15 protein-coding genes and 1 tRNA gene are annotated in these 16250 nt (G+C 64.3%); 8 read left to right on the top strand and 8 right to left on the bottom strand.

The window, feature by feature from the left end; translation table 11 throughout:
• Window positions 1-18 precede the first annotated feature (18 nt).
• The 3 genes from NJ75_RS04465 to NJ75_RS04455 all read left to right on the top strand — a co-directional run bounded on the left by NJ75_RS04465 (window position 19) and on the right by NJ75_RS04455 (window position 2621).
• The gene (locus NJ75_RS04465; protein ID WP_039331806.1) at window positions 19-1524 is read left to right on the top strand and encodes a carotenoid oxygenase family protein; all 1506 of its coding nucleotides are present in this window, start codon (window positions 19-21) and stop codon (window positions 1522-1524) included.
• Window positions 1521-1982 carry a DUF3237 domain-containing protein gene (locus NJ75_RS04460; RefSeq protein ID WP_039331805.1) on the top strand — a complete coding sequence of 154 codons (462 nt, stop codon included), beginning with the start codon at window positions 1521-1523 and terminating at the stop codon, window positions 1980-1982. Before NJ75_RS04465 ends, NJ75_RS04460 begins: the two co-directional genes overlap by 4 nt.
• Window positions 1983-2285: 303 nt before the next feature.
• The gene (locus NJ75_RS04455; RefSeq protein WP_039331803.1) at window positions 2286-2621 is read left to right on the top strand and encodes a hypothetical protein; all 336 of its coding nucleotides are present in this window, start codon (window positions 2286-2288) and stop codon (window positions 2619-2621) included.
• Here the strand turns inward: NJ75_RS04455 and NJ75_RS04450 are convergent.
• From NJ75_RS04450 to NJ75_RS04425, 6 genes are all read right to left on the bottom strand, one after another.
• Window positions 2618-4201, bottom strand: coding sequence for an MFS transporter (locus NJ75_RS04450; protein ID WP_039331802.1), 1584 nt, complete (start codon window positions 4199-4201; stop codon window positions 2618-2620). The two genes, NJ75_RS04455 and NJ75_RS04450, sit on opposite strands and share 4 nt — an antisense overlap.
• Before the next feature lie 22 nt (window positions 4202-4223).
• Window positions 4224-5279: an amidohydrolase family protein gene (locus NJ75_RS04445; RefSeq protein ID WP_039331799.1), complete on the bottom strand. Its 1056-nt coding sequence runs from the start codon at window positions 5277-5279 to the stop codon at window positions 4224-4226.
• Window positions 5280-5316: 37 nt separating this feature from the next.
• The gene (locus NJ75_RS04440; protein ID WP_039331797.1) at window positions 5317-5991 is read right to left on the bottom strand and encodes a DUF2490 domain-containing protein; all 675 of its coding nucleotides are present in this window, start codon (window positions 5989-5991) and stop codon (window positions 5317-5319) included.
• 88 nt (window positions 5992-6079) lie between these two features.
• Window positions 6080-7510: an NAD-dependent succinate-semialdehyde dehydrogenase gene (locus NJ75_RS04435; protein WP_039331795.1), complete on the bottom strand. Its 1431-nt coding sequence runs from the start codon at window positions 7508-7510 to the stop codon at window positions 6080-6082.
• A gap of 57 nt (window positions 7511-7567) precedes the next feature.
• On the bottom strand, window positions 7568-8308 hold the full coding sequence (locus NJ75_RS04430) for a nuclear transport factor 2 family protein (RefSeq protein ID WP_039331973.1): 741 nt from the start codon (window positions 8306-8308) through the stop codon (window positions 7568-7570).
• 60 nt (window positions 8309-8368) lie between these two features.
• Window positions 8369-9760 carry an MFS transporter gene (locus NJ75_RS04425; RefSeq protein ID WP_052241987.1) on the bottom strand — a complete coding sequence of 464 codons (1392 nt, stop codon included), beginning with the start codon at window positions 9758-9760 and terminating at the stop codon, window positions 8369-8371.
• A 172-nt stretch (window positions 9761-9932) separates the two neighbouring features.
• Here NJ75_RS04425 and NJ75_RS04420 point away from each other — a divergent pair, with 172 nt between their 5' ends.
• Both NJ75_RS04420 and NJ75_RS04415 read left to right on the top strand, forming a co-directional pair.
• Window positions 9933-10853, top strand: coding sequence for an SDR family NAD(P)-dependent oxidoreductase (locus NJ75_RS04420; RefSeq protein ID WP_039331793.1), 921 nt, complete (start codon window positions 9933-9935; stop codon window positions 10851-10853).
• The gene (locus tag NJ75_RS04415; protein WP_039331791.1) at window positions 10850-11770 is read left to right on the top strand and encodes an SDR family NAD(P)-dependent oxidoreductase; all 921 of its coding nucleotides are present in this window, start codon (window positions 10850-10852) and stop codon (window positions 11768-11770) included. The genes NJ75_RS04420 and NJ75_RS04415 overlap by 4 nt, the downstream gene beginning before the upstream one ends.
• A 63-nt stretch (window positions 11771-11833) precedes the next feature.
• On the opposite strand, the gene NJ75_RS04410 is transcribed toward NJ75_RS04415, so the two are convergent.
• Together NJ75_RS04410 and NJ75_RS04405 are read right to left on the bottom strand one after the other, a co-directional pair.
• On the bottom strand, window positions 11834-13003 hold the full coding sequence (locus NJ75_RS04410; protein ID WP_039331789.1) for an amino acid aminotransferase: 1170 nt from the start codon (window positions 13001-13003) through the stop codon (window positions 11834-11836).
• A 124-nt stretch (window positions 13004-13127) separates the two neighbouring features.
• The gene (locus NJ75_RS04405) at window positions 13128-13910 is read right to left on the bottom strand and encodes a DUF1134 domain-containing protein (protein WP_230487860.1); all 783 of its coding nucleotides are present in this window, start codon (window positions 13908-13910) and stop codon (window positions 13128-13130) included.
• A gap of 228 nt (window positions 13911-14138) precedes the next feature.
• Between NJ75_RS04405 and NJ75_RS04400 the strand changes: the two genes are divergently transcribed.
• The 3 genes from NJ75_RS04400 to NJ75_RS04390 all read left to right on the top strand — a co-directional run bounded on the left by NJ75_RS04400 (window position 14139) and on the right by NJ75_RS04390 (window position 16235).
• Window positions 14139-14231, top strand: a tRNA-Ser gene (locus NJ75_RS04400).
• Window positions 14232-14372: 141 nt separating this feature from the next.
• Window positions 14373-15014, top strand: a complete 642-nt coding sequence (maiA, locus tag NJ75_RS04395; protein WP_211257931.1) for a maleylacetoacetate isomerase — start codon at window positions 14373-14375, stop codon at window positions 15012-15014.
• A 126-nt stretch (window positions 15015-15140) separates the two neighbouring features.
• Window positions 15141-16235, top strand: a complete 1095-nt coding sequence (locus NJ75_RS04390) for a helix-turn-helix transcriptional regulator (RefSeq protein WP_039331785.1) — start codon at window positions 15141-15143, stop codon at window positions 16233-16235.
• Window positions 16236-16250 lie beyond the last annotated feature (15 nt).

Raw genomic sequence — 16250 nt, 5'->3', positions numbered from 1 at the left:
TATCGCGAGGAGGATGCCATGGCTCAATTTCCGAACACCCCCAGCTTCACGGGATTCAACACGCCATCGCGGATCGAGGCGGATATCGCCGATCTGGCCCACGAAGGCACGATTCCGCAAGGGTTAAACGGCGCATTCTATCGCGTCCAGCCCGACCCGCAGTTTCCTCCGCGTCTTGCCGACGACATTGCGTTCAATGGCGATGGCATGATCACCCGCTTTCATATCCATAACGGCCAGGTGGACTTCCGCCAACGCTGGGCAAAGACGGACAAATGGAAGCTGGAGAACGCAGCCGGAAAGGCCCTGTTCGGCGCCTATCGCAACCCGCTGACCGATGACGAAGCGGTCAAGGGCGAGATCCGTTCGACCGCCAACACCAACGCCTTCATCTTCGGCGGCAAGCTGTGGGCGATGAAGGAGGACTCCCCTGCCCTCGTAATGGATCCGGCAACGATGGAGACGTTCGGGTTCGAGAAGTTCGGCGGCAAGATGACCGGGCAGACCTTTACCGCACATCCCAAGGTCGATCCCAGGACCGGCAACATGGTCGCCATCGGCTACGCCGCGAGCGGGCTGTGCACCGACGATGTGACCTACATGGAAGTGAGTCCGACAGGCGAGCTGATCCGCGAGGTGTGGTTCAAGGTGCCCTACTACTGCATGATGCATGACTTCGGCATCACCGAGGATTACCTGGTGCTGCACATCGTGCCTTCGATCGGCAGCTGGGACCGCCTGGAAAAGGGCATGCCGCACTTCGGCTTCGACACGACCAAGCCGGTGCACCTTGGCATCATTCCCCGCCGCGATGACGTGCGTCAGGAAGACATCCGCTGGTTCACACGCGACAACTGCTTTGCAAGCCACGTGCTAAACGCCTGGCAGGAAGGGACGAAGGTCCACTTCGTGACGTGCGAGGCGAAGAACAACATGTTCCCGTTCTTCCCCGACGTCCACGGTGCACCGTTCAACGGCATGGAAGCGATGAGCTACCCGACGGACTGGGTGGTCGACATGGCAAGCAATGGCGAGGACTTTGCCGAGATCGTGAGGCTTTCGGACACGGCGTCGGAGTTCCCGCGCATCGACGATCGCTTTGCGGGACGCAAGACCCGCCACGGCTGGTTCCTCGAGATGGACATGAAACGCCCGGTCGAGCTGCGCGGTGGCAGTGCCGGTGGACTGCTGATGAACTGCCTGTTCCACAAGGATTTCGAAACGGGGCGCGAACAGCACTGGTGGTGCGGCCCGGTATCGAGCCTGCAGGAACCGTGCTTCGTGCCGCGCTCCAAGGATGCTCCCGAAGGCGCTTCTGCTCCTGCGGAGGGCGACGGCTGGATCGTGCAGGTTTGCAACCGGCTGGAAGAGCAGCGCAGCGACCTGCTGATCTTCGACGCGCTGGAGATCGAGAAGGGCCCGGTGGCCACAGTGCACATCCCCATCCGCCTGCGCTTCGGCCTGCATGGCAACTGGGCGAATGCGGATGAGATCGGGCTGGTGGAGAAGGAGATGGCTGCGTGATCCAACCGGGCCTCGAGTTCGTCTATGAGGCTACCGGCGAGCTGGAGCCGCCGGTGGCGATCGGCGAGACCTTTGACGGGACGCGGCGGATCATTCCCATCGTCGGCGGCGGTCGCGTGGAAGGGCCGCTGATCAGGGGCAAGCTGATCGGAAATGCGGCGGACTGGCAGGTGACGCGGCCTGACGGGGTGACCGTGGCCGATGCGATCTATGCGCTCGAGACCGATGACGGGGTGGTGATCCAGATCCGCAATCGCGGGCTGCGGCACGGCCCTCCGGAGGTCATGCAGCGGCTGGCATCAGGGCAGGAAGTCGATCCGGCGGAGTATTATTTCCGCACGGTGCCCGAGTTCATCGCGCCCAAGGGGAAGTATGACTGGATGAACCGGTCGATATTCGTCTGCTCGGGCGCACGCTATCCGCTGGGGATCAAGCTTTGGGTGTGGCGGGTGACTTGAGAAGTCGTTAGAGCGGTTTCCACCCATTCTGGTCCACCGTGATTGCGTCAGGAGTTCCGCTGGCTAGACGCAGCGCGCAGCAGGGGCTGGTTGCCCCTGCAAGCGATGCAACGCTGTCCAGCGGAATTCCTGACGCCACCCTCCGGGCGGGCCGCCTTTCGCCCATCACAGCGTCGCTCGTCGGTCACTATGCGTTGGCATGGCTCGCTCCTCGCGCTGGGCGAAAATCGGCTCCGTCACGGTTGACCAGAATGGGTGGAAACCGCTCTAAGGGCGCAGGACTCCTCGATCCAAGGCGCACCGATGGCCCGCAAGCATTCCAAGCACGGTTCCTGGCAGGATACCGATGACGAGGCCGAAGCGCCGCCGCCGCCGCCATGTTGGCTCTGTGGGCGTCCTACCGGTTCGACCATCGTCTGGCATCACCCCGTGCCCAAGAGCCGGGGTGGGCGCGAGACCGTACCGATGCATGCGATCTGCCAGAATACGCTGATCACCACATTCACAAACTCCGAACTGCAGCGCGCCGGGATGGATGCTTCGGTTCTGCTGGCCAACCCGGCAATCGCTAAGTTCGTGAACTGGGTCGCAAACAAGGACCCAGACTTCAACGCGGCGATCACGAAGAAGCCTCGCTAGGCCGCGGCGCGCTCCAGCAGCGTTGCCTCGTCCCTCTGCGCGCGGCGAGCGATGAAGAGCATCAGGACCGCGATGGGAATTGCCACCGCGTTGATGGAGAGCATCGCGGTGCGCAAGCTGCCGGTGGCGTCGGACAGGAGGCCCACGACATAGGGACCGATGCCCATGCCAAGTATCGTCATCACCAGCAGGTAGAGGCTGGCGGTGAGCCCTCTCATGCGCGGCAGGACCTGATCGTACATGATCGCATAGAGTGGCGGCATCCAGCCGGTGAGGATGAAGCTGTAGATCAGGAAGCGGGCATAGAAGCTGCCGGGATCGGCGGCGAAATAGACCCAGAACGACATGACCGGCGAAGCTGCCATCGCGAACAGGGCGACCCATGCGCGACCGGCGCCGGGGAAGCGCTGGTTCAACCAATCGGACAGCGGGCCCCATGCCAGCGGGCCGATGATGCCCATGGCAGCCGAGAGCAGGCCGAACTGCAGCGCGGTTTCCTGCATGGTCAGGCCATAGGTGCGGATCAGGAAGCTGGGGTTGAAGGCCATCATGCCGTAGTTGATCACCGACTGCAGCGTGCCCACGGCAATGCACATCATCACCGTGGGCGAGCGGGAGATGACGCGGAAGGCTTGGGCATCGCCCAGCTTCATACCCTGCATCAGGTTGACGATGACGAAGACGCCGAGGCCGATAACGCTCCATTGCAACGCGTGCGGGTTGAGCGTTATGCTGCCGAGTTGCATCGGCGGCTTGGGGCTGATCGCGTTGCTCAGCAGCGTGAGCGCGTAAGCAGCCACGGCGATGAGGGTGAGCGCCACAAGGTTGCCGCGCACCATGGCGGGGCTGGCGCCCCTGCCCTTCATGCCAATCCAGTGGAAGCCCGGGGTGACCGAGCCGAGCAGCGCGAGGCTCCGGGCGAAGGGATGGGCTTCGGGTGCGGTTTCGATGCCGTCCATCTGCCCGCGCTGCGGCTCCTTCAGCATCCACACGAAAGCGGCAAGGACGAAGCCGGGGGCGGCAGCGACGAGGAAGGCGAATTGCCAGCCCTTGAGCCCGCCCGCCGCATGGCTGGCGTCCCACCATGCCGCGGCGACGCCACCCAGGATGAGCGAGCCGCCCAGGCCGAGAGCGATGGCCGAAGCGATGACGGACATGACGAAGCCGCGGCGGTGCTTGGGCCAGAAGTCATAGAGCAGCGAGGTGCCGGCCGGCGCCGTCGCCGCCTCGCCAATGCCGACGCCGAGGCGCGACAGGGCGAGCATGGCGAAGCTTGAGGCGAACCCGGCAAGGCCGGTGGCGGTAGACCAGAACAGCAGGCTGATGGCCAGCAGGCGCGTGCGCACCCAGCCATCGGCAAGGCGCCCGACGGGAAGCGAGAACAGCGCATAGAACAGCGCGAAGACGGTGCCATAGAGCAGACCCATCTCGGCATCGCCGATGTCCAGGTCCTTCTTGATCGCGGGCGCGAGGATGGCGAGGATCTGGCGGTCGAGCAGGCTCATCGCGTTGGTCAACGCGACGAGGATCAGCGCGTACCATGCGCCGGGGGCCAAGGTACGGCGCGGTTCGGTGGTCATATTCTCTCCCTGCGCCTGCGGATCACAGCTTGAACCACTTCTCCGCATTCGTCTGGAAGAACTTCTTCTTGGTTTCAGCGCTCATGTCCATCGCATCCATCGCGCGGACTTCGTCGGCGACGTACTGGTAGGGGTAGTCCATCGCATACATCACGCGGTCTTCGCCCATGACCTGCTGGCAGAACTTGATCGCTGGCTCCCACGCCACGCCCGAATTGGTGACGAGGACGTTGGACTGGAGGTATTCGGCGATAGTCTTCTTGAGCGGCTTCATGCGTTCATAACGCTGCGAACGGACACCGGCCTGATGCATGTAATCAAGGCGGTAGAGCCAGTACGGCAGCGCCTCGCCCATGTGGCCGACCATGATCTGCAGGCTCGGGTACTTGTCGAAGATGCCGATGGTGATGAGGCGCAGCAGGTGCATGCCGGTTTCAACGCCGAAGCCGAAGATCGCGCCATCGAGCCCGGCTTCGAGCATCGGATCGATCATCGAATCCGGCGACGTGGCGGGGTGGATGTAGAGCGGCTGGTCAACCTCGACGAGGGCGCGGAAGATCGGGTCGAAGAACTCCTCGTCGAGATAGCGGCCTTGCGTGTGGCTGTTGATCTGGATGCCCTTGAAGCCGAGCTCTTTCGCACCCCGATGGATTTCGCGAGCCGACCATTCCGGGTCCTGCGGGGCAACGGTGCCCATGCCGATGTAGCGGTCCGGGTACTTCTCGCAGGCAGCCGCGAGCGTGTCGTTGGCGCGGGCTGCGAGGGTCTTTGCCTCTTCGACATCGAGCAGCGGCTGGACACCGGGCGAGGTCAGCGCGAGGATGGCCTTGTCGATGCCGGTGGCGTCCATGTCGGCGATGCGGCGCTCACCCAGATCGAGCAGGCGCTCGAGAATCTGGGTGGCGCGCTCGGACGGGGAGGTGGCATAGAAGCCCCAGAGCGAGACCAAGCCCTTGTCGGCGGTGCCATCGCGGATCATGCGCAGGTAGACGTCGATGATCTCGCGCGTGGCGAAGGCTTCTTCGGTGGCGATGCGCAGGTAACCCTGCTCGCCTCCGGTCTTGAGTTCTGTGGTCATGCAGGCTTCCTTCCCGGGAAAGGCAGCCTGCGATCCATCATCTGCGGATGGTGAGCGACAGGCTGCCGATATGGTTCATGCGATCGGGCACGTTGAAACGATTGACGTACTGGCCCGAATATCCCGCCTCGATGGCGATGCCCCTGGCGATGGGCACGCCCACCCCGGCAAAGCCGCGCAACTGGTCGAACCCGGCGCGCTGGCCCCATGCGGTGGTATCGAGGTTGACGAAGGGTTCGGCCCAGGCGATGGCATTGAGGCCCTTGGCCACCGGCGCATCGAGCCTGACCTGCTGGCGCAGGCGCCAGCCCGTGCCCGAGCGACCTTCGAGCCAGCGCTGTTCGAGACGCGTGCGCGAAGTCACCGTAGTCTTGCCGGCGCCGCCCACCACGCGAACCAGCGCCTGCTGGAACATGCGGTGTTCGTCGGTCGGCGTGCCGTTCAGCGGTTCGGTGCGGACGTAGGCGTAGCCCAGGAACAGGGTGTCGCTCGGCGTGATGCGATAGCCGACGGCGGGGCGCAGCAGCACCTGCCCAAGCCGGTCCGCGCCATCGGTGAAGCGCAGTTGCACATCGGTAAAGAGCAGGACTTTCTGCCCGACCTCGATCGTCGAGAACTGGGCCAGCCAAACCTGTTCGTCCTCTTGCGCGGCCATGGCGCAGGGCGCGGACAGGAGGCTGGTGGCAGCCAGCAGGGCGCGCGATGGACGCATGGGAAGCTCCGGGCAACAGGGGGTGACCCTTTCGCGCTAGTATCAGCATGTTGCCCATAGGTTTCCAGAACACGTCAAAGCCTGCCTGTCAGCCTTCGTGCACGGCCTTGGTGACCATGCAGGCGAGCACGCCTTCGGGGCCGTCTTCCGCGCCGTGGCCCGACCACCTTACGCCACCGAACGGAGAGTCCGCGCCGCCGATCATGGTGGTGTTGAGACCCAACATGCCGGTCTCGATCTCGCGAGCCAGACGCTTCTGGCGCGAGGCGCTTTCGGTCCAGGCATAGGCGGCGAGGCCATAGGGCAAGCGATTGGCCTCGGTGATCATCGCCTCTTCGCCGCTGAAGGGGTTGATCAAGGCGACCGGGCCGAACGGCTCTTCGTTCATGATGGCCGCGTCGAGCGGGACTTCGGAGAGGACTGTGGGCGCGTAGAAGTAGCCCGCATTGCCGATGCGCTCACCACCGGTGTGGAGGCGGGCGCCGCGCGTGACAGCATCGCCGATCAGACGGTCCATCGCCTCGGGTCGGCGGGCGTTGGCCATCGGGCCCATCTGGGAGCCGTCCTCAAGGCCGTTGCCGACCTTGATGCGGCCGACGCGCTCGGCAAAGCCGTCGCGGAAGCGTTCGAAGACGTTCTCCTCGACGATGAAGCGTGTGGGGCTGACGCAGACTTGCCCCGCATTGCGGTACTTTGACGCGGCCATCGTATCGAGGGCCTTGTCCACATCGGCATCGCCGAAGATCAGGACCGGGCCATGGCCGCCCAATTCCATTGTCGTGCGCAGCATGTTGTCGGCGGCAAGGCGCATGAGGTGCTTGCCGACAACGGTCGAGCCGGTGAACGAAAGCTTGCGGATGACGGGCGAGCCGAGCAGGTGGCGGCTGACTTCATCGGGTACGCCGAACACGGCCTGCGCCACTTCCTTGGGCAGCCCGGCATCGAGCAGGCACTGGAGCACGCCAAGGGCCGAAGCGGGCGTTTCTTCTGCAGCCTTGAGGATGACCGAGCAGCCAGCGGCGATGGGCGCGCCGAGCTTGCGACCCGGATTGCCGAGCGGGAAGTTCCATGGCGCGAAGGCAGCGACAGGGCCGACGGGTTCGTGGGTGATCGTGCTGCGCTGTCCGGCGGGGCGGACCAGCGTGCGGCCATAGATGCGGAAGACTTCGCCGGCGTAGAAATTGAACAGACCGACGTTCATCAGAACTTCGATGCGCGCCTCGGGCAGGGTCTTGCCCTCTTCCATCGTGGCGATGCGGGCGAGGTCCTCCTGCCGCTCCATCATCAGACGAGCCGCGCCCTGAAGCACGGCAGCGCGCTGTTGCGGCGTGCTTTCGCGCCAGATGCGGAAGCCCCTGGCGGCAACTTCAAGCGCGCGATCGAGATCGGCGGCTTCGGACAGCGGCAGCTCGCCGATGGTCTCGCCGGTGGCGGGATTTACGACGGCGTGGGTACGGCGGCCTGCGCCGGAAATGCGCTCGCCATCAATGATCATGTGAAGCGTGGGATAAGTGGTCATTGCCAATCCATGGTTGCCGACGGGGGCCGGGAGGAGATGGCCCCCGCCAGCATTCGTTTAGCCGCGCGCGTTCTCGCGGTCGATGTCACCCTGCCAGCGCTGCGCCACCATTTCCTCACCCGTGACCGGGTGCTTCATGTGGAAGGCGTTGAGCTTGTGCGTGGGCCACAGCCAGTGATCGGTGATCAGCTCGTCCGGGCCGGTCGGGTCTTCCGGATAGGTCACCTTGGGGAACGGCACGTATTCATGCGGGGTGTTGGCCCAGCCGCTTTCGAAATCGGCGTGCCAGATCGGCATGTAGTTGAGGATGTGCATCCGCCACACGCCGTCCACCTTCTTGTAGGTGTTCTCGTAGATGCCGCCTTCCCACCACTGGCGCGCCTTGAGGTGCGGGGCATCGCCTTCGTAGTCCTTGTGGCGGCCGGCCTGCATCATCGAGCGGGCGCGCCCCAGCGCGGTGACGCCATCGGGCTGGATGTTGATGATGTCCTGCAACTGCGGGTGATCGAGCAGGAAGCCATCGATCGGGCCGTTGTTGCCGTAGGTGAAGCGCTTCTGGAAGCGTTCGACATAGAGGCGGCGAACGCCTTCCTTGCCTTTCCACACGCCGCCGAAGAAGCGCACTTCGCCATCGTCGGTGAACAGGTCGACCGTCTCGTTATACATGCACTTGTCGATCAGGTAGCCGTAGAGATGCTGCAGCTTGCGGATATCAAGCTCATCCTCGCGCACCGTCAGGCGCTTTTCGAGATCGTTCAGGCGGCTTTCGAGCGCGGCAATCTGGCTGTTATCGGACACGTCCAACTCCCTTATATTTTGTAAGTCTTACTAACAATCTGACGAGGTGTGCGAGTCCTGTCAACGCCCCATTACCTCCAGGCGCTCCACTTCCTCGTGATAGGGGCGAATTGCCTTGAACATCAGGAAAGTCGCGAGTGGCATGAGCACGCTGGCGGTGATCAGCAGGGCCTTCCACAACTGGGTGGGATCGCCGATCAGAACGTCCTGCACCTTGCCCACGACGTAGCTGCCCATCGCACCGAAGAAGGTGAACATGAACAGGTAGAAGGCGGTCACTTGTCCGCGCATGTCGTTGGGTGCGACGCGCTGGACCGCGGCGTTCTGCGGCACGGCGCCGGCGATGCCGAACATGCCCGAAAGCCCGAACATGATCAGCGAACCCCAGGCCGTAGGCATCAGGATGGCAGTGATGGTGCAGACGGTGACGCCGGCCGCGCAGCAAGTGGCGGCGCGGACGTTTGCGTCCTTGTAGCGCTTGGCCAGCCATTCGACGAACAGGCCGCCAAGCAGCAGGCCCGACAGCGAGGCGATCAGCACCGTGATGCCGAGTGCTGCACCGATCTGCCCTTCATTCCAGCCAAAGGTGCGGATCATGAAGGGCACGCGCCAGAACTGCAGGCCGAAGGTTTCGACCGCGCTGAGGGCCAGCGCGCCGAACAGCGGATAATAGACGCGCGGCTTGGCATTGATCGCGCGAAAGGCATCCAGCCCCATGAAGGTCAGCACCTTGCGCCCGAACGTGGCATTGACCGGGACCATCGGCGCGTCAGCCGCAGGGGCCATGCGCGGGGGCTCCTTGATCGTCAGGAACAGCAGGCCGACGAGGAGCGAAGGGATACCCATGAATATCAGGATCCACTGCCAGCCGAGGATCGTCAGCGGGCCGAGGTGAGTCGGCCCCCACGGCGCGGTCATCATCACCAGCATGCCGCCGATGAGCGGACCGAGGGTAGTGCCGCCGATGAAGCCGAACTGCAGCAGCGCAAAGGCGCGGGTGAGCTTCCTGGGCGGAAAGGCATCGGCAAGCAGTGAGTAGGACGCGGGCGCATGGGCGGAACCGCCGGCAGCAAGGAATACCCGGCTGCCGACGAACTGGCCGAAGCTTTGAGCAAGACCGCCTGCCGATATGATCACTCCGACAAGCGCGGCACCTGCGCCAAGCACGTACTTGCGCGGGTAGACGTCAGCCAGGCGCGCTAGCGGAATGCCGACGAACAGGTAGCAGATGATGCTGGCGGGCCCGGCGAGGAACCCGAGCTGCGAATCAGTGAGGCCGAAATCGTGCTTGATCCGCTCTGCCAGCATGCCGAAAGTGATCGCGTCGAAGAACGTCAGGAACGTCGCCAGGACGATGACGAACAGGGCCCAGTAGGCTGCGCTTGCCGGATGCTCGGCACGTTCATGCTGAACGCCGCCTTCGGGAACTGCCGTGACTGCGACACCTGCCATGTGCTCTCCTCTCTCGCCGTGCCCGCTCTCGGGACGGTCCTTTGCCAGACCTTTTCGAAGCAGCGATATTGTTAGTCTTGCATACAAATTCGCGCTGGTGAATACACAAGGTGAAAAATGATTCCCCGCCACCGAGACCTGGCGGCGGACGACGAGGAATGGAGAGGATCTGATGCAGAATCTGCCGGGCAAGACAGCATTCGTGACGGGCGGCGCCAGCGGCATCGGCCTCGGCATCGCCAAGGCGCTGCTGGGTGCCGGGATGAACGTGACCATCGCCGACATCCGGCAGGATCACCTCGATTCGGCGGTCGAGGAGCTGGCCGGAGGCGAGCGCGTGCTGGCGGTGAAGCTGGACGTGACCAACCGCGAGCAGTTCGCGACCGTGGCCGATGCGGTCGAGGCGAAATTCGGCAAGATCCACATCCTGGTGAACAATGCAGGCGTTGCCGTCGTCGGGCCGACCGAGCTGGCGACCTTTGCCGACTGGGACTGGGTCATGGGCGTGAACGTAGGAGGCACGATCAACGGCATCGTCACGATGCTGCCGCGCATCCTTGCCCATGGCGAAGGTGGGCACATCGTCTGCACCGCATCGATGAGCGCGCTGGTGCCGGTGGGGATGACCACGATCTATTCGTCGGGCAAGGCGGCGGTCACCTCGATGATGGAGTGCATGCGCCCGGAACTGGAACCGCGCGGCGTGATCTGCAGCGCCTTCTGCCCGGGCGCGGTGCAATCGAACATCGCCGATGCTGCCAAGACGCGGCCGGCCGATCTGGCCGACACCGGCTATGCCGAGGCCGACAAGCGCCGCGCATCGGGCGGCAACTTCATGCATCTGTACCAGACCAAGGAGCAGGTGGGCGAACGCGTTCTGGAGGGCATCCTCAATGACGAGCTCTATATCCTCACCCACTCCGAGTTCCTGACCGGCGTGGAAGAGCGCGGCCTTGCCACGACGGCAGCGGTGCAGACCCACCTGCCCGAGAACCCGGAATACAAGCAGACTTTCGCCATGCTGTTCCGTAATCCCGCGATCACCGAGGAGATCGCGCGGCAGAACAGGCTGAAGGAAGGGCGCGCCAAGTGAAGGACTTCACAGGACGCACCGCCTTCGTCACCGGAGGCGCGAACGGCGTGGGCATCGGGCTCGTCCGCCAGCTGCTGAACGAGGGGTGCAAGGTCGCCATTGCCGATATCCGGCAGGATTCGATCGACAAGGCGCTGGCGTCACTCGACAATCGCGAGGTCATGGGCGTGCAGCTGGACGTCGCCAGCCGCGATGGCTTCAAGGCTGCGGCGGACGAGGTCGAGGCGAAGTTCGGGCCGGTTTCGATCCTGTGCAACAATGCCGGGGTGAACCTGTTCCAGCCGATCGAGGAGTCCTCCTACGACGACTGGGACTGGCTGCTGGGCGTCAACCTCCACGGCGTGATCAACGGGGTGATGACCTTTGTGCCGCGCATGGTGGAGCGCGTGAAGGCGGGCGAGCAGAAGGGCGGTCACGTGGTCAACACCGCCTCGATGGCAGCTTTCCTCGCCGCGGGCAGCCCCGGCATCTACAACACCACCAAGTTCGCGGTGCGCGGGCTTTCGGAATCGCTGCACTATTCGCTGCTGAAGTATCAGATCGGCGTCTCGGTGCTCTGCCCCGGCTTGGTGAAAAGCTACATCTATGCCAGCGACGACGTGCGGCCCGAGGCGCTGAAGGGCGCGATGAAGCCGGTCGATCCTAGTGCGGTGGAGCGACTGCAGGGCCTGCACGAATTCGGCATGGAGCCCGACGTGATCGGTGCCCGCGTGATCGAGGCGATGAAGGCCAACCGCCTGCACATCTTCTCGCACCCCGACCACAAGGAAGAAGTGCGCGAGATATTCGACGAGATCATCGCCGAGTATCAGGACTATCCGAAGGACCCCGGATATGACCGGCGGGTGGCCTTCGAGAAGTTCCGCGCCGACAGCTTTGCCGAAGCGCGGCGGCAGTCAAGGGCTGCGGATTTCTGAGCGCAAACGAATAGGGCGGAGCCGCGAGGCCCCGCCCTTTCTCGTTGAACCAGGCGTACCGCTTCAGGCGACGTCGCGCAGGGCCTCGACGAACTTGTCGATATTGCCTGTGGTCAGGCCGGCAATGTTGATGCGGCCCGAACCTGCCATGTAGACGCCATGCTTCTCGCGGATGGCGAGGATCTGTTCGCCGTTGAGCGGCAGCATCGAGAACAGGCCGTTCTGCACGCCCAGCGGCGCCATGCTGATCGGGCCGACCTGCTGCGCGGCGGCGAGGCGATCACGCACCCAGCGCATGCGATCGCGCATCTCGTCAAGCTCGGCCAGCCACATCGCGGTCAGGCTTTCGTCGGCGAGGATGAGGCGAACCGCAGCGGCACCGTGATCGGGCGGCATCGACCACGAAGCGCGGGCGATCGTCGCACCGTTGGCCATGGCATTGGCGAGCGCGGTAGCATCAGACGTGACGGCATAGAACGCGCCGACGCGATCGCGGTAGAGACCGAAGTTCTTGTCGCATGAGTAGGCGACCAGCGCTTCGGGAACGACCGAGAGAACCTTGCGCAGGCCATAGGCGTCGGCCTCCATGCCATAGCCCAGGCCCTGGTAGGCAAGGTCAAGGATCGGCAGAACCTTGCGCTCGACCAGCAGCGGGGCGATCTCGTCCCACTGCGCGTCGGTGTAGTCGACGCCGGTCGGGTTGTGGCAGCAGCCGTGAAGGAGGACGGCATCGCCCGGCTCAGCCTGGGCGAGCGCAGCCTTGAGCGCGTCGAGATCGGCAAAGCCATCGGCAGTCATGTGGCTGAAGGTCTTCAGCTCGACACCCACAGCCGCGATGATCTGGGCGTGGTTGGGCCACGAGGGCGTGCCCATCCATACGCGCTTGACGCCCGAACGCTTGGCCACCTCGATGGCAAGGCGCACGGCACCCGTGCCGCCCGGAGCCTGCATCCCTTCAACCTTCGAACGGTCGAAGTCCTTGCCGAAGACGTAGGGGATCAGCGCGTGGACAAAGCCCATGTCGCCTTCAGGGCCGAGGTAGGCCTTGGAATCCTGCGTTTCGAGCAACCTGGCTTCGGCGGCCTTGATCGCCTTGAACACCGGCGTGTCGCCCTCGGCCGTGCGGTAGACGCCCACGCCGAGGTCAATCTTGTCAGCGCGCGGATCGGCATTGTGGAGCTTGATCAGCGCCAGAAGTGCGTCGGCGGGCTGGGCGGCAAGATTTTCGAGCATGAGGCCTTCCTTTGCGGGGAGCAAATTGCGGCGGCTCCATGCCGCCGGAAGGCCTCCGGGGCAACCCTACATTTCAATTATAAGGTATGCGGGAGACAATTTGCAGCGATATTGCGCGAAACCGTCAGAACGGGAACCAGTTCTGCTTGCGCGAGAACTTCATGTAGCCGCCGTTGATGCCAAGGCGCAGTCCTGCCCCCGAGCGGACGGGAATCAGCACGGTGTCGCCCTTGCGCAGATAGCTGACGTGGAAACCGCCAACGAGGTAGGCTTGGCCCTCGCCCGCGGGGAAGCGCTTGTACAGCTCCTCGCTGTCGAACAGATTGTAGACCAGAACGAAGGTGCTGGCAGCATTGGCGCCCGCGTCGAAGCCGATCGACGGGCCGGTCCAGTAAACCGGGCGCTCACCCTCGACCTTGTGGTGCAGCGTGCCCGAGCCGTAGCGCAAGCCGACAACCAGCGCACCACCGGCTTCGCGGCCGACGATGTAGGCGTTGGGTTCGCCCTGCTTCTTGAGCAGGTCCTTGATCACGTCGGCGAGGCCAGCAGCGCCCTTGCCGAACACGCCTTCGGCGGCGCCGATCAGGTCATCGTCCTTGTAGGTCGATCCGGTTGCTGCCTGAGGTGATGCGGCGACTGTGCCCTGCGGCGTGGCAGGTGCAGGAGGCTGATAGGGCTGCGTCGACGGCGGCGGGGCATCGGCCGGGAGCGCCGGAAGCGAACCCGCTTCCGCACCGGCGGGCACTGCTGCGGGCGTTGGCGTCGAGGCCGGTGCACTGGACTGGGGTGCAAGGTCACCGTCGATCACGGAATTGGGATCAACTGTCTGGACCTGCGCCAAAGCGGCGTTCGCGGTGAGCGCAAGGCAAGCGGCAAGGCCGGTTACCAAGGTGCGCGCTTTCGACATCGTAATCATGAATTCCCGTCCGTCCCGATCTTCGCACGCATTTGCGCACCCCTGCCCTTCAAGCAGAATCCAAGGCTGGGCCCACGACAATGAACCGGCGATGAGCCGAGTCCAAAACGCGCCGAACCGCCTGCGCGGAATGATTTTCGATTTGGCCGGATTTTTGCCCGAGAGCCCCTTGCCGCCCCCCACAACCCTCGTTATAGCGCGCCCTCGCCGCTGCGATCCGGAGACGTGGGTGAGTGGCTGAAACCAACGGTTTGCTAAACCGTCGTACTGGTAAATCCGGTACCGAGGGTTCGAATCCCTCCGTCTCCGCCACTATGCGTAAATGCCGCAAGCCCCTCCAGACCATGATGAACACCCGGACCGGGCGGCCTTGCTGAGCGGCTTGGTGATAACGCGGGATGGCATCCGGCACGGTCCTGGGCGATACCACCAGCATGACTGGTGGACCGACTCATGGCTGACACATTGATCCTGCATGGTTTCTGGCGATCTACGGCGACGTGGCGCGTACGCATCGCGCTTGGGCTGAAGGGGCTGGAATGGCAGGGCGTTGCGCATGACTTGCGGGCGGGCGATCAGCAGGCGCCAGCCTACCTCGCGCTCAACCCGCAAGGGTTCGTGCCGGCGCTGGTGAGCGATGGCGCGGTCCTGACCCAGAGCCTTGCCATCTGCGAATATCTGGACGAGTTGCATCCCCATCCCCCGCTCCTGCCACCGACGCCTCTGGAGCGCGCCCGCGTTCGCGCCGCTGCGCAAGTCATCGCCTGCGACATCCACCCGGTACAGAACCTGAAGGTGCTCAAGATGTTGCGCCGGCGTGGCATGACGGAAAGCGAGACCAATGCCTGGGCAGCCGAGGTCATCGAAAGCGGCCTCAGTGCCTTTGCCACTCTCATCGCGGACTTCGACGGTCCTTATTGCTTTGGCGATCAGCTTACGCTGGCCGACGTGGTGCTGGTTCCGCAATTGGGCAATGCACGCCGCTTTGCCGCAAGGTTCGACTTCGGAAGGATCGCAGCGATCGAAGGGGAATGCATGAAGCTTGCCGCATTCGCGTCTGCGGCGCCGGAACGGCAGCCTGATGCGCCGTCGTGACGCAGCGGCATGGCGCGGTCGACGGGGTAGCGGAAACCGTATCGCCGCATCGCAAAGTCGGTTACAGCCGCGGCAAGCCCTGAAATCGAAAACGGCGGGCAGAGCGAAGAGGAGTGCGGGCCAAGGGTGAGCGACAACGATCTCGTTGCGGCCATGTACGGCGCGGTCGGCGAGGATGCTCGCTGGACTGAAGTCCTCGACGCGATCAAAGTGCGCCTTGGCGTAGCAAGCGCGGTGTTTCAGCGGCTGGTGACGGACGGGGACGATCTGGTGCCGGTCACAAGCCTGCGTGACACCTGGTCCACCCAGGAAGCCGAAACCCATGACGCATGGGCGAATTCACCGCTCAACCCGCGGTTTCGCCGCGATACCGAACCGCGCGGACAGGACGAGATCGAAAGCGACTTGCGCTGCATTGCGCTGACGGCAAGCGACCGGGAGGCGCTCAGGCGCGGTCTTGCAGGCTGCGGCCTCGGCGCCGGTTTCTGGCTCGGCTGCAAGACCGTGCCAGGAGAACACACGACGTTGATCTTTCATCGCCACGCCGGCGACGGGCGCGACATGACCGAGGAGGACCTGCGCTTCCTCAACCTGCTGCTGCCGCATTTTCGGCAGGTCTCGCGATTGGTGACCAGCATGGCAGGATACGAGGCGCGTCTTTCGGTCGCCGAGGCCTTCATGGATTCGACCAGCCTGGCGCTGCTCGCCTGTGACGCCGATCTGGGAATCCACTGGATGAACGCTGCTGCCGAGGCGCTTATCGATGCCTTGCCGCAGGTCAGGCAAATAGGCGGCCGATTGCAGTTTGGCGCGAGCGAAGCCACCGGCGTTGTCCGCGCCGCGATCGCAGGGACGCTGGGTGATACCTGCCGCGTGCCCGGTGAGCAGCCGGCCGAAGTCCTTCATTTGCGCGTGCTGCGCCGCGATGCGGCAGACAAGCGCAAGTGGGGGCGAAAACTGGCCTTGCTGGCGCTGTGCTCGCCCGGCACGGCTCCCCGGATCGATGCATCCGAAGTGGCCAGCCTGTTCGGACTGACAATGGCCGAGGCCACGTTGACCGCGCACCTCGTCGGGGGGATGACGGTCAAGGACTACGCGGCGCATCGCGGCATTGCCGAGGGTACGGCGCGCATGCAGCTCAAGAGCGCCCTGGCCAAGGCGGGCGTCGGAAGGCAGGCCGACCTGGTGCGGCAGGTCTGCCAGTCCCTCGCCAGGCTGTAGAGGCCGGAGCGGGCC

The organism is Novosphingobium subterraneum, from assembly GCF_000807925.1.
Lineage (GTDB): Bacteria > Pseudomonadota > Alphaproteobacteria > Sphingomonadales > Sphingomonadaceae > Novosphingobium > Novosphingobium subterraneum.
The sequence above is the reverse complement of the archived record's forward strand: the minus strand, read 5'-3'. Positions and strand labels throughout refer to the sequence as shown.